The organism is Pontibacter korlensis (genome assembly GCF_000973725.1).
Taxonomy (GTDB): Bacteria; Bacteroidota; Bacteroidia; order Cytophagales; family Hymenobacteraceae; genus Pontibacter; species Pontibacter korlensis.
In genome coordinates this window covers 1,772,501-1,786,896 of sequence record NZ_CP009621.1, presented here as the reverse complement: position 1 = coordinate 1,786,896, position 14,396 = coordinate 1,772,501, and the positions used below count along the sequence as shown (strand labels likewise).

Annotated in this window: 10 protein-coding genes and 2 rRNA genes (1 of these 12 cut by a window edge); 6 read left to right on the top strand and 6 right to left on the bottom strand. The window is 47.4% G+C overall.

The features are described from left to right. Window positions 1-2: 2 nt before the first annotated feature. The 4 genes from PKOR_RS07610 to PKOR_RS07595 all read right to left on the bottom strand — a co-directional run bounded on the left by PKOR_RS07610 (window position 3) and on the right by PKOR_RS07595 (window position 6,958). Entirely contained in the window at window positions 3-785 is a 783-nt protein-coding gene (locus PKOR_RS07610; protein WP_046310030.1) for a pentapeptide repeat-containing protein, read from the bottom strand. Between the two features lie 178 nt (window positions 786-963). Continuing rightward, the gene (gene lpdA, locus PKOR_RS07605) at window positions 964-2,367 is read right to left on the bottom strand and encodes a dihydrolipoyl dehydrogenase (RefSeq protein WP_046310029.1); all 1,404 of its coding nucleotides are present in this window, start codon (window positions 2,365-2,367) and stop codon (window positions 964-966) included. 144 nt (window positions 2,368-2,511) lie between these two features. After that, complete coding sequence (gene odhB / locus PKOR_RS07600) at window positions 2,512-4,089, bottom strand: 2-oxoglutarate dehydrogenase complex dihydrolipoyllysine-residue succinyltransferase (RefSeq protein ID WP_046310028.1); 1,578 nt, start codon at window positions 4,087-4,089, stop codon at window positions 2,512-2,514. A gap of 109 nt (window positions 4,090-4,198) precedes the next feature. Beyond that, window positions 4,199-6,958, bottom strand: coding sequence for a 2-oxoglutarate dehydrogenase E1 component (locus PKOR_RS07595; RefSeq protein ID WP_046310027.1), 2,760 nt, complete (start codon window positions 6,956-6,958; stop codon window positions 4,199-4,201). Window positions 6,959-7,521: 563 nt separating this feature from the next. Between PKOR_RS07595 and PKOR_RS07590 the strand changes: the two genes are divergently transcribed. The 6 genes from PKOR_RS07590 to aspA all read left to right on the top strand — a co-directional run bounded on the left by PKOR_RS07590 (window position 7,522) and on the right by aspA (window position 13,534). Further along, a complete protein-coding gene (locus PKOR_RS07590) occupies window positions 7,522-7,821 on the top strand; it encodes a WYL domain-containing protein (RefSeq protein ID WP_046310026.1) in 300 nt (99 codons plus the stop codon). Window positions 7,822-7,954: 133 nt separating this feature from the next. Next, window positions 7,955-8,425, top strand: a complete 471-nt coding sequence (locus PKOR_RS07585; protein ID WP_235337321.1) for a very short patch repair endonuclease — start codon at window positions 7,955-7,957, stop codon at window positions 8,423-8,425. Between the two features lie 73 nt (window positions 8,426-8,498). Next, window positions 8,499-10,232 carry a M28 family metallopeptidase gene (locus PKOR_RS07580; RefSeq protein ID WP_046310025.1) on the top strand — a complete coding sequence of 578 codons (1,734 nt, stop codon included), beginning with the start codon at window positions 8,499-8,501 and terminating at the stop codon, window positions 10,230-10,232. 299 nt (window positions 10,233-10,531) lie between these two features. Then, window positions 10,532-10,768: a hypothetical protein gene (locus tag PKOR_RS07575; RefSeq protein ID WP_046310024.1), complete on the top strand. Its 237-nt coding sequence runs from the start codon at window positions 10,532-10,534 to the stop codon at window positions 10,766-10,768. Window positions 10,769-10,901: 133 nt separating this feature from the next. Further along, window positions 10,902-12,086 carry a ribonuclease D gene (locus tag PKOR_RS07570; RefSeq protein ID WP_046310023.1) on the top strand — a complete coding sequence of 395 codons (1,185 nt, stop codon included), beginning with the start codon at window positions 10,902-10,904 and terminating at the stop codon, window positions 12,084-12,086. Between the two features lie 38 nt (window positions 12,087-12,124). Further along, a complete protein-coding gene (gene aspA, locus PKOR_RS07565; protein WP_046310022.1) occupies window positions 12,125-13,534 on the top strand; it encodes an aspartate ammonia-lyase in 1,410 nt (469 codons plus the stop codon). A 207-nt stretch (window positions 13,535-13,741) separates the two neighbouring features. Here the strand turns inward: aspA and rrf are convergent. After that, window positions 13,742-13,853 (bottom strand): 5S ribosomal RNA (rrf, locus tag PKOR_RS07555). 99 nt (window positions 13,854-13,952) lie between these two features. Beyond that, window positions 13,953-14,396 (bottom strand): 23S ribosomal RNA (locus tag PKOR_RS07550); it runs 2,453 nt beyond the window's last position.

Here is a 14,396-nt window from a genome sequence, read left to right as displayed (position 1 = left end):
ACTTATCTGTTCATGCTCTGCAGCGAGGAGAGCGTTACTTTCTTGTTGTTCAATTCGGTGTATTTAAAGTCATCTCCACCGCGGAAATTCGCTCCTTTAATATTGAAGCTGTCTGTAACCTTGGCATACTTGAAGTTGGCTGTTCCATCGAACATGGCGTTCTCGAAATTTACACCCCTGTCAAATTTGCTATACTTAAAGTTTGCCTCGCCTCTAAAATTAGCTCCCGCAAAGCTTGCTCGCTCTGGGAATTCCGCATATTTGAAATTAGCCTCTCCGCCGAAGCGTACGTTACTAAAGTTAACGCTTTTATCAAACTCGGCATATTTAAACAACGCCTCCTCAGCAAAACGGCTGCTCATAAATGAAGCCTTGCCGTCAAACTCGCTGTACTTAAAAGCCGCTTTCTGCTCAAAGTTGCAGTTCTCAAATAGTACATCCTTTTCAAAATTCGTGTTGTACACCTCGTTGCTTGGTTTGGAGGCTTTTACTTCATTACTTGGGGTTAAGTAAGCTAGCACATCGCCTGTAAAAGTACAGTTCACAAAGGAAAGTGGAGCTGTTACAGTGCTGGTGTATTCTCTGGAGTTCTTCCCATCCTGCTTCACTTTCATGTTCTGCAGCTTCGTCATATCAAGGTCGCCTACAATCCGGGCGTTCCTGTAAGACACGGCTTCGCCCCGGTTAATCTTGGCTACGATTTCGGAAGCATTAACTTTAGTTTGTGCCCACGTCATCAACGGCAGCATGAGCAAGGCCAGCAATAGGTATACTTTTCTTATCATAGTATGTATGGTTAAGGTTATACTTTCTGCTTGAGGTTCTGACTTATAGATGCAGGCATTGGGCTAATGGTTGCTTGGGGTGGTAAAGTTTTACAGCTTTTTGCTCAAAGCGTCTATAAATGAACAGCGCCACCCCTTGGGGTGGCGCTGCCAACTTTATGTAATAACAGAAAGCTACTTAGATGTGGATAGCACGGTTTTCTGTAGCAGCAAGACAAGCCTCCTTCATAGCCTCGGCATAAGTCGGGTGCGCATGGCTCATACGAGCCACGTCCTCTGCCGATGCACGGAACTCCATAGCTGTTACCGCCTCAGCAATCAGGTCGGCAATACGTGGGCCGATCATGTGCACGCCCAGGATTTCATCAGTCTCCTTATCTGCCAACACTTTCACAAAGCCGTCGGTGTCCATAGAGGCTTTTGCACGGCCGGAGGCCTTGAATGGGAACGAACCAGACTTATAGGCACGGCCCTGTTCCTTCAACTGCTCCTCTGTGTAACCTACACCTGCCACTTCAGGCCAGGTATATACCACACCCGGAATCAGGTTGTAGTTAATGTGCGGCTTCTGGCCTGCCATATACTCCGCTACATAAACACCTTCCTCCTCGGCTTTATGGGCTAGCATAGCACCACGCACCACGTCACCGATAGCGTAAATACCTGGCACGTTTGTTTCCATGTGATCATTCACAGCGATCATGCCGCGCTCACCCATTTGCACGCCCGCATTCTCCAGACCCAGGCCTTCAGTATATGGCTTACGCCCTACCGATACCAGTACATAGTCGCCTTCGAATATTACAGACTCACCTTTCGGGTTCTCAGCAGTTACTTTTACTGTGTCGCCCTCGTTGGTAGCGCCAGTTACCTTGTGGTTAAAGAAGAACTCAAACCTTAGAGACTTCTTCAGGATGCGCTGCAGCTCTTTGCCCAAAGCACGATCCATTGTCGGGATGATAGAATCCATGTACTCTACCACTTGTACTTTGGCACCAAGACGGGCATAAACAGAACCTAACTCCAGGCCAATGACCCCACCACCAATAATAATCAGGTTTTTAGGCACCTCCGTTAGGCTCAAAGCCTCTGTAGAAGTGATGATACGCTTTTTGTCAACTGGCAGGAAAGGCAATGAAGTTGGCTTAGAACCGGTAGCAATGATGGTCTTTTCCGTTTCGATTTCCTGCACGTTGCCGTCTACACCAGTAATTTTGATTTTATTCTTGTTTACAAAAGATCCAAGGCCGTAATAAGTATCGATCTTGTTCTTCTTCATCAGGTAAGCAATACCGTCGTTGTTCGACTTGATTACTTCACCTTTGCGCTTGATCATCTGCTGCAGGTTAACCTGTAGGTTCTCTAGCTCAATACCGTGTTCTTTGAAAGTATGAGTTGCATTGTGGAAGTGCTCAGATGAATCCAGCAGTGCTTTAGACGGGATACAGCCTACGTTAAGGCAGGTACCACCTAATACAGTATACTTCTCTATAATTGCAGTCTTCAGGCCCAGCTGTGCACAGCGGATAGCTGCCACATACCCACCAGGACCAGAGCCGATTACGGTTACATCGTATTTCATCGTGTCTTATACTTTGAGGAGAGCTATACTCTCGTTTTTAGTTGATTTAGGAAAGTCCCTTAAGTGGGGACAGTATTCACTATGATAGCAAAATAAAGGAGGAGTAAACTTATTCGCTTACCCCTCCTCCGCTATCTCTATAAATTAAACTCCTAACAGAAGTCTCATCGGATCTTCTAACAGCTCCTTCACGCGTACCAGGAAGCTTACTGATTCACGGCCGTCGATGATGCGGTGATCATAAGACAACGCCAGGTACATCATTGGGCGAATCTCAACCTGACCATTAACAGCTACCGGACGCTGCACGATGTTGTGCATACCAAGTATAGCGGACTGAGGTGCGTTGATGATTGGCGTAGACATCATAGAACCGAACACACCACCATTAGTAATGGTGAAGGTACCACCTGTCATCTCCTCGATGGAAAGCTTACCATCACGGGCTTTCTTCGCCAGGCGAATCACTTCTTTCTCGATACCGTCCAATGTCAGTTGCTCTGCGTTACGGATAACCGGTACAACAAGACCTTTTGGAGAAGAAACTGCTATAGACACATCGCAGAAGTCGTTAAACACGATCTCATTACCATCGATCATCGCGTTTACAGCTGGCCACTCCTGCAAGGCTACGGTACAAGCTTTCGTGAAGAAAGACATAAAGCCCAAGCCTACTTCGTGCTTCTCCTTAAACTTCTCCTTATACTTGGCACGGATATCCATGATCGGCTTCATATCTACCTCGTTGAAGGTAGTTAACATAGCTGTCTCGTTTTTCACCTGTACCAGGCGACGAGAAACAGTCTTGCGAAGCGAGGTCATCTTCTCACGGCGCTGGTTACGGCCACCAGTGGCAGCCGGAGTCCCGCTAGAAGCAGTAGCCTCTTGCTTAGGAGCAGCAGCGGCAGCTGGCTGAGAAACAGCTTTATGTGCGTTCTGAGCATCTTCTTTTGTAATACGACCATCACGGCCTGTACCCTGCACATCAGTTGGGTTAATGCCTTTCTCTGCCAGAATTTTACCAGCAGCCGGAGACGGCGTGCCAGAGGCATAAGTTTGTACTCCTGGGGTAGCAGCAGCGGCTTGCTGAGTAGCAACAGCCTGATTAGCGGCTTCCTGCTTGGCATTAGCCTGAGCGTTGGCGTGAGCAGTACCAGCACCTGGCACAATTCTGCACAACAGGCCACCAATCTCTACGGTATCACCTTCCTGTGCTACAATCTGCAACGTGCCTGCCGCTTCAGCTGGCAACTCAAAAGTGGCTTTATCAGACTCCAACTCTGCGATTACCTCGTCCATCTCCACATGGTCGCCGTCTTTCTTTAACCAGCTGGCAATAGTTACCTCAGAGATAGACTCGCCAACAGTTGGCACTTTCATCTCTACAGCCTCGCCGGCACCGCCAGTAGCAGCAGCCGGAGCAGACTCCTGTGCAGCAGGGGCTGCAGCTTGCTCAGCAGGGGCTGAAGGGGCTGAAGGGGCAGCTCCATTCTGATCAATTCTGCAGATAACGGCGCCTACTTCGATAGTATCGCCTTCCTGCGCTACAATACGTAAAATGCCTGCGGCTTCGGCTGGCAATTCGAACGTGGCTTTGTCAGATTCCAGCTCTGCAATCACCTCGTCCATCTCCACACGGTCGCCGTCTTTCTTTAGCCACTGGGCTATGGTTACCTCGGTGATCGACTCACCTACGGCAGGCACTTTAACTTCTAAGCTCATATTATTATCAGAGTTATGAATTACAAATTATGAATTACGGTAAAAGTATGGATGCCGTCTTAGAAAGGTAAATTTATCCCTCCTCAGCACACCATCCATACTTTCCGGACTATATAGCAAACGCTCTGTCGATCAGTTCTTGCTGCTCTTTAGCATGTACTTTCAGGTAGCCGGTTGCTGGTGAAGCACTAGCCTTACGGGCTACTACGTCTTCTACACCGTTGCGCATGATACGCAGGATGTAGTTCCAGGCGCCCATGTTTTCAGGCTCTTCCTGTACCCAGTAAATTTTGGCATTCTTATACTTGCTAAGCTCTGCCTCCAGCTGAACTTTCGGGAATGGCGCCAACTGCTCCATACGGATAATGGCCACATCCTTACGCTTGTTCTTCTGCTGCTCTTCCAACAGGTCGAAATATACTTTACCCCAGCACAGCAACACTTTCTTCACCGACTTAGCCGACGCATAAGTATCGCCAATTACTTCCTTAAAGCCTCCTGATGTGAAATCCTCTACTGGAGAAACCACGGCAGGATGACGAAGCAGCGACTTAGGCGACATGTTAACAGCTGGCTTGCGGAATGGCAGGGCCAACTGACGACGCATAAAGTGGAACAGGTTAGCTGGCGTAGTGATGTACGTCACAAACATGTTGTTCTCGGCTGACAACTGCAGGAAGCGCTCAGGGCGTGCATTTGAGTGCTCTGGTCCCTGACCTTCGTAGCCGTGCGGCAACAGCATCACCAGACCGTTCATACGCTGCCACTTCGATTCAGTAGCAGAGATAAACTGGTCGATCATTACTTGGGCACCGTTGGCAAAGTCACCAAACTGAGCTTCCCAGATAACAAGAGCATTCGGGTTAGCCATGGCATAACCGAACTCAAAACCAAGCACACCATACTCCGACAGCAACGAGTTATAGATCTCGAAAGAGCCCTGCCCCTCACGCATGTGGTTAAGGTTATTGTAAGCCGCGCTTGTAACAGCATCATGCAACACTGCATGGCGGTGCGAGAACGTACCACGCTGCACATCCTGGCCAGAGAAACGCACTACCCTGCCATCCAATAACACAGAACCGTAAGCCAGCAATTCACCGGCTGCCCAGTTCAGCTGCTTGGTCTCAAAGAACATCTCCTTACGCTCTTTGATAAGCTTCTCGATCTGCTTGAGTGGCTTAAAGCCTTGTGGAAGTGTAGTAAGCGCTTTTCCTACTGCCTCAACAACCTCGGCTGACACACCGGTCTCAGGAGACTGGTTGAAGTCCTCCGGCTTGGAGCGGCGTAGTTCCTGCCACTCTTTCTCCAGCACCTGGTAGTTATATGGCAATGGCTTTTGCTTCACCATGTCCAGGCGGTCCTGCAACAAGCTGCGGAACTCCTTGTCCATGTTCTTCGCCAACTCTGCGTCAACCTCTCCGCGAGAGATAAGCGTTTTGTTGTATACCTCACGCGGGTTAGCGTGCTTTGATATCAGGTTATATAGTTGCGGCTGCGTAAACTTAGGCTCATCTGACTCGTTATGGCCATGGCGACGATAGCAAACCATGTCAATAAAGATATCGTTGTTCACCTTCTGACGGTACTCCATTGCCATACGCATCGCAAATACCACTGCTTCCGGATCATCTCCATTTACATGCAGTACAGGCGCATCAATAATTTTGGCAATATCAGTGCTGTAGATAGAAGAACGAGCGTCTTCAAAGTCAGTAGTGAAACCTACCTGGTTGTTGATCACAAAGTGGATGGTACCACCTGTGTTGTAGCCTTCCAGGTTTGCCATTTGTGTAACTTCATACACAATGCCTTGTCCAGCAATAGCTGCATCACCATGTATCAATATAGGAAGCACCTTGTCTGGATCCTTATCATACATGCAGTCTATCTTGGCACGCACAAAGCCTTCCACTACCGGATTTACCGCCTCAAGGTGTGATGGGTTCGGAGCCAGCTTCAGGTTTACTTTCTTACCTGATGGTGTTACCACCTCAGAAGAATAACCCATGTGGTATTTCACGTCACCGTCACCCATTGTCAGGTCCGGAACGGCAGTACCTTCAAACTCAGAGAAGATCTGCTCATAGGTCTTGCCCATGATGTTTGCCAGCACGTTCAGGCGGCCACGGTGAGCCATACCTATTACTACTTCCTCAACACCTAGTTCTGAGCCTTTATCAATAATAGCATCCAGGGCAGGAATAGTTGTTTCGCCACCTTCCAATGAGAAGCGCTTCTGGCCCAAAAACTTCGTGTGCAGGAAGTTCTCGAACACCACAGCCTCGTTCAGCTTAGACAGGATGCGTTTTTTATACTCTATAGATGGGTTGAAGCTAAGAGACTCACGCTCTACCTTCTGCTTGAACCACTCCAGCACTTCCGGATCACGGATGTACATGTATTCAAAACCAATAGAGCCCTCGTAGATCTTCTTCAGTGCGGCTTCGATATCGCGCAGCGTAGCTGGCCCGATGCCAATAATCTCACCTACCTGGAAAATAGTATCCAAGTCAGCCTCTGTAAGACCAAAGTCAGCCAAATCAAGTCTAGCTCTGCGGTCTTTGCGGGCACGCACCGGGTTAGTTTTAGAGCGTAGGTGGCCGCGCGTACGGTAAGCGTGGATCAGGTTGCGCACTGCAACCTCTTTTTCAGATTCGCCAGCGGCAGCTGCAGTACCTTTGGCAGGAGCGGCAGCAACGCCTTCGGCAGCCTCATGGCCATTTTCGCTGTACGCTGTTGCAAACTCAAACCCCTCAAAAAACTTGCGCCACCCAGCGTCCACTGACTCAGGGTCTTGTTGATAGGCCTTATACAGCCCATCGATGTAATCGCCGTGCGCGTTGGCGATATAGGTATATTTATCCATAGTATGAACTACTGCATGTGATAAAGGCAAAGATATAGGTATTCTTTAAAAATCAAATTACATACATTCGCATTAGCAAATATGCCTCAAAATCAAACATAAGCTTCTTATATCATACCCTTTATTACCCTGCCCGGTTACTTTTTATCTACTAAAACACTAAATAACAGATAATGTTATGAATACACAGCTACAGGTAGTTAGCTATATTCTCTGTATATGTTCCCCAACATTATTATCTTCTATCAGACAACAGGGTAAAATTAAGCTATAACAGTGTACATACTCCTGTTCCTTTTCTCTATCTTACCAACAACTAGTGTATTGTTATAACCACCTTACCGCATTAACAACGCATAAACACATACTAGGTGATAAAAATAAACCTAATATAGATAGAATAAATACAAGTTACTTTTCCGTCTATAATTTCCTGTTGCAACAGTAATATAGGATCTATTTTTAGATCATGGATAAAGCTCTTGTTACGGCCTTGCATTCACCATGGGGCCGTAGAGGTGCAGCAACACCAAATATCCTTTACCCTAAAACAGAGGAAACTTATGTATAGCTATTTGCTGGAAGAATTATCGAAGGCAATCGGAGCCAGGCTCCTGATAAGCTTCGACTATGAGGGTGAAAGCCATACGGTAGAGCCGCACCTTTTGGGGCAAAACCAACAGCATAAAGACTGCCTTCTTGCCTGGCGCATCAGCAAAGAAGATCAGCACAAGCAAACCTGGCACTGCTACTATTTGAACCAAATGCAGAACACCAAGATTCTCGACGAACGGTTCAGTAGGAAACGTCCTGGCTACGACCCTTACGACAGTACCATGACCCGCGTCTACTATCGTATCTGAAACAAGCTTAATTCGCGCCCGCCTCTCCGAGTTATGAAAACCGCCTACGCCTAGGCTAGCTATACTTCTCACCTGCATAAAACTAAGCTGTAGGTGTTTGTGTTATACCTGTGCGATACCTGCAGGAATAGTATTGACAAAAAAGAGAAAGTATAAAAAGCCAAAGGCCCCGCTAACGGCCCAGGAAAAGGTTAGCCGCTACATGCGGGGCAACAAAGCCAAGAACACGCAGCCTGAACTAAGGCTGCGGCGGGCACTATGGCGTGCAGGCCTGCGCGGATACCGCGTGCACTGGCCTAAAGCTCCTGGCAAACCTGATATTTGCTACCCTTCCCGCCGGCTGGCTGTTTTCGTGCATGGCTGCTTCTGGCACCGTTGCCCGTACTGCCAGCTGGCTCTTCCTAAGTCTAACATCCCTTTTTGGCAAGATAAGTTTGAGAAGAATGTAGCCCGCGATGCCAAGTACAGACACATGTACCGCGAAGCAGGTTGGCAGCGCCTGGTAGTCTGGGAATGCGAGCTAAAACAAGGGCTAGGTAGCATCGTGGCAGTAATACGGGAGCTGCATAGTGGTGTACCCGAAAACTGGGAAGTAGCAGCCTAAACGCAGCATCATACGCATAAAGTATAGATTTTTACTTATCTTGACATTAGATACTAACCTATACTTTTAACCTATGAAGAAAAACATCCCGCTGCTCGGACTGCTCGGACTGCTGGCCTTTGGCTGCAACGAAAGCTCCCGCGAGGTAAGCGAAGCCGACAGTGAAGCCACTGCAGCAGCTGACAGCGCTAACTTGCAGCCAGCCCTGCAAACTATAAATGCAGAAGATCTTTTGGCTCATACCACCGTTCTGGCCTCTGACGAATTCGAGGGTCGTGCTCCTGGTTCTGTTGGCGAAGACTCTACTGTAGCCTACCTCACACGCCAGTTCAAGCAACTAGGCTTGCAGCCTGGCAACCCTGATGGTAGCTATGTGCAGCGAGTGCCTATGTTTGGTTATACACCACAGCCAAAAGCAACCATCAATGCCAATGGTAAAAGTATCCAGCTCAACTTCCCGGAAGATTATGTGGCTCTAACGCGTCGCTATGTGCAAAACGTAGACCTGAAGAACTCTGATATGGTGTTTGTAGGCTATGGTGTCGTAGCGCCAGAGTATGGCTGGAATGATTATAAGGGCTTAGACGTGAAAGGCAAGACCATTGTGATGCTGGTAAATGACCCGCCTGTTGCAGACCCTCAGAACCCAGATCAGCTGGACAGCACCATGTTTGGCGGCAAAGCAATGACCTACTATGGTCGCTGGACCTACAAGTATGAAATAGCTGCAGAGAAAGGAGCCGCAGCTGCCATCATTATTCACGAAACAGGCCCGGCAGGTTATCCTTATGAGGTTATCTCTGGAAGCCACAGCCGTGAGGGCGTTGAGATTCTGACACCAGATAAAAACATGAGCCGCGCAGAGGTTGAAGCCTGGATAACTGAGCCGAAGGCACGGGAAATATTTTCTGCTCTGGGTCGCAACTTTGAGGACTTAAAAGAGGCAGCCAAGCAGAAAGACTTTAAGCCAGTGCCCCTGAAGGCTACTGCAAGCTTCAACATCCAGAACAAGCTACGCGAGGTTGAGTCGCGCAATATTATTGCCAAACTGGAAGGCTCAGATCCTGAACTTAAGGACGAGTATGTAGTTTATACAGCTCACTGGGACCACCTGGGTAAAGACCCAAACCTGCAAGGCGACCAAGTATACAACGGTGCACTTGATAATGCCACTGGCACTGCTGGTTTGATTGAACTTGCTGAAGCCTTTGGTAAAATGGAGACGAAGCCAAAACGCTCCATCCTTTTCTTAGCTGTAACAGCCGAGGAAAAAGGCTTGTTAGGATCTAAATATTATGCCAGCAGCCCGCTTTATCCACTAGAAAAGACTGTGGCTGTCGTTAATATGGATGTATTAAATGCCTATGGCCCTACAGAAGATGTGGTAGTGGTAGGCTTTGGCAATTCCACTCTGGACGATGTACTGGCGCAAGAGGCCAAGAGCCAGAACCGACGTGTCGTACCTGAGGCGACACCTGAAGTTGGCTCATTCTACCGCTCAGATCATTTTGAGTTCGCGAAACAGGGTGTTCCTGCCTTATATGCCAGCTCGGGCGTTATAGCACGTAACCAACCTGCTGATTATGTAAAGAACTGGAAGGCCCGTTATACAGCCAATGATTACCACAAGCTCTCTGACGAAGTACGCGATGATTGGAATTTAGAGGGCGCTGTTGAAGATTTGCAGCTCTTCCTGCGTGTAGGCTATAGAGTAGCCAATACTGAGAAATACCCTGAATGGAAAGAAGGGACAGAGTTTAAAGCTAAGCGCGAAGAAATGCTTTCTAAAACCTCAGCCTCTAAATAACCCTTGTAGTTATCTTACAGAAGGCCCCTGCTACAACTTTGTAGCAGGGGCCTTCTGTTTATACCGCATAAATAGCCCAGTGCTTATATCTTTGTCAGCTTTAATTAAAATCCGTCAAGGAAAAGTTAAAATTCCTGTCCTATTCCCTCTACTGCACCACATTTATTCACTCCCAATATTTGTACCTTCACTTGCTATAAGTTCACCTTCGCTTTAAAAAATGCAACATGGATCTTTTTGCGGGGTTACTTTTTTAATGATATCGTATAAAGAAGTACAAAATCAAATTGAATAAGATTATGAAAAAGATTTGGAAATTCGCCTTTGCCGCTTTCGCAGCTTTTGCATTTACGGCTTGCGGCTCCGATAACAATACAACTACTGAGTCTGAAACTGTTGAAACTACTGATGAAGTAGGAACAGACATGGAGACCGATATGAATATGGAGGAAGACAGCACTATTATGGTGGAAGATACTACTGTAAACGATGGTGTTGCTGACGAAATAGATGAGGAACAGCCACCTGTACAGTAATCTATACATTATAACTATACTAGAAGTCTCTGCTCAAAAGGCAGAGACTTTTTTTATGTCCATACTTTATTAACAGTGCCAGAGGCCATAAAAAGAAGAATACAAGTAAGCTGAATAAGCTCTATATTTAGGAATGGAAAATTCAACGCTAAAACTTGATGGCGTAACAATAAAACTGGTTGAGCAGCAGGAGAATTTAGAGGAAGCTGTCCGGCAGCTAAGCCAAAGAAAGGAGCTTGCCCTGGACCTGGAGTTTGACCAGAATCGCTTTACCTACGGTTTTAACCTTTGCCTTATACAGATTGCCGACGAAAGTGGCACCTGTTATATCATGGACCCCTTTGCTGTTACAGACCTACAGCCACTGTTTGAGCTGCTGGAAAATAGTGCGATTACTAAAATCATACATCACTCCAACAACGACATTCTCTTGCTTGATAAAATGGGCTGTCGTATCAAAGGTGTGATGGATACAGATGTAGCAGCCAAGATCCTGAACTATGAACGCTCCTCGCTGGCTACGGTGCTAAAAGAGGAGTTCAATATCGAGATAGATAAGTCGCAACAGTCTAGCAACTGGAATAAACGCCCTCTGACAGAAGCACAGCTCTACTATGCAGCAATAGATGTTATATACCTTCACCAGATTAAGGAGAAACTAGTAGATGAAATTGAAAAACTAGGACGCTTACACTGGTTAGAAGAGGAGAATAAGCTACTGGAAGCGCTTACGTACACAGAGCCTGAAAACCCTCATCTTAAGCTGCGCAATGCCTATAAGCTAAATTTTTACCAGCAGTACATCCTGAAGGATTTGTTTGCTTTTAGAGAACAGATGGGCAAGCAGTTCAATAAGCCCGCACCTTTCGTTATTTCTAATGAGGCATTGGTCGATTTGGCTAATAACCCTAATACAGACATACATGAGTGGCTTAATCACACCAAGGGAATCCATGGGGGGCTGAAGCGTTCTCGTAACGAGAAGCTGCTTAAAGATGCTCTAAGTGATGCTAAAAAGGGTGCTAAAGAGAATAACATTAGCCACGATTACCCTACCAATCGTTGGCAACGCCCACTGCGCACCCCTGAATCTGAGCAGCGCAAGGAAGAGCTAACGCAGGTACAAAAGCGACTTATAGAAAAGTACGGAGAGTTTGCCACCAGACTTATTATCAACCAAGGGCTAATTACCGACTACAGCCTTAGCGGCCAGCTTCGTTGCACAAAACAGTATGCCACTGCTATTGTTTTAAGTACAGCAGAAGAGCTTAGAATCAACTTGCCCTCCCCCATAACCAAAGGAGGAGATGAGAGCTAAGCGTAACGCCTGATTAATTTTACAACTACATAGATTATATGAGCAAGTTCAGAACTGAGCATGACTTTTTAGGGGAAATGGATATACCCAGCGAAGCTTATTATGGTATCCAAACAGCCCGTGCTTTAGATAATTTCAATATTACAGGTATTCCTATTTCTAAGGAGCCCTTGTTTATACAAGCCTTCGGCTATGTAAAAAAAGCAGCCGCCATGGCAAACCGTGATTGTGGTGTTCTTTCTCCCGAGGTTTCTGAGGCTATTTGCCGCGCCTGTGATAAACTAATTGCCGGAGAGTATCTGGATCAGTTCGTGATTGACATGATCCAAGGTGGTGCTGGTACTTCAGTGAACATGAATGTTAATGAAGTAGTAGCTAACCTCGCGTTAGAGTTACTAGGGCACAAAAAAGGCGATTACCAGCACGTTCACCCAAACAACCATGTTAACTTCTCTCAGTCAACAAATGATGCATACCCTACAGCATTTCGCTTAGCGCTGTATCGTAAAATAGAGGCATTCACAGAAAGTTTAGATGCTCTGCAGCAGGCTTTTGCTCGCAAAGGAGAAGAGTTCAAGGATGTTCTTAAGATGGGCCGCACACAGTTGCAGGATGCTGTACCTATGACTTTAGGAGCAGAATTCCACGGCTTTTCTACAACTATCAAGGAAGATATTCAGCGCCTGAACGAAGCGAAGATGTTGATCTGTGAAATCAATATGGGTGCCACCGCTATTGGAACATCTATCAACGCACCTGAGGGTTACCCGCAAATCGTAACAGAGCACTTGCGTAACCTCACAGGAATACCTGTTGTGCTTGCAGAAGACTTGATAGAAGCTACATGCGATACAGGAGCATATGTACAGGTATCTGGTGTCATGAAACGTTCTGCCGTCAAGATCTCGAAGATATGTAATGACCTCCGCCTGCTTTCATCTGGCCCACGAGCTGGCTTGAATGAAATTAACCTGCCGAGGATGCAGCCGGGTTCCTCTATTATGCCAGGCAAAGTTAATCCTGTTATTCCGGAGGTAGTAAATCAGACAGCCTTCTATGTAATAGGTACAGATATGACAGTAACCATGGCTGCAGAAGCTGGACAATTACAGCTTAACGTGATGGAGCCGGTAATTGCCTACAGCTTATTCAGCTCATTAACTTATATGGAAAATGCCTGCTACACTTTGAAGAACAAATGCATAGAAGGAATAACAGCTAATGAAGAGATCTGTGCTAACATGGTAATGAATAGCGTTGGTATTATTACTGCCTTGAATCCTATTTTAGGTTATGAGGAGTCTGCCTCTATAGCCAAAGAAGCTTTAGCAACCGGTAAATCCATTCATGATATTACTGTGCTTGAGCGTGGTAGAATTACCCAGGAGAAATGGGAGGAGATATTTTCTATAGAAAACCTTATACATCCGAAGTTTATCAACAGCTAATTTTCACAGTACCCCCATAAGCAAAAAAGCCTCCGCTCTGAAGCGGGGGCTTTTTTGTGGCCATGCCTTTGGCTGGCCTTCTAATCTCATGGCGGCTCCTTCGTGCCTGCCATGCCAGTTTGTTGGGGCTGCTATGCCTCCCTTCCCTGGTGGGTGTATAAAAAGGAAAAGGGGCAGCGGGATTGTCTCCTGCTGCCCCTTTGTTGGGGTTGGCGGCCACCTACTCTCCCGGGTGTGACCCCAGTACCATCGGCGCTCCCGGGCTTAACTGCTCTGTTCGGAATGGGAAGAGGTGCTCACCGGGGCCATAGCCACCATTATCGTTGCACGGTTTCTATGCGTGCCCTATGCTTTATGACATGATAAGTGGGGGAGAGAAAAGCAAGGAAATTTACGAGAGCGGCGGGCCAGTGCACCGCACCGGACGCGCCCGGGCAATTAGTACCGCTCGGCTTTGCCATCTCTGACTTTACACCTGCGGCCTATCAACGTCATCGTCTTTGACGGCCCTTCAAGGGAGATCTCATCTTGGGGCGGGTTTCGCACTTAGATGCTTTCAGCGCTTATCCCGTCCGAGCGTAGCTACCCTGCGCTGCGGCTGGCGCCACAACAGGTCCACCAGAGGCTCGTCCAACCCGGTCCTCTCGTACTAAGGTCAGGACCCCTCAAATCTCCTACGCCCACAACAGATAGGGACCGAACTGTCTCACGACGTTCTGAACCCAGCTCGCGTGCCACTTTAATCGGCGAACAGCCGAACCCTTGGGACCTTCTCCAGCCCCAGGACGTGACGAGCCGACATCGAGGTGCCAAACCTCCCCGTCGATATGAGCTCTTGGGGGAGATCAGCCTGTTATCCCCA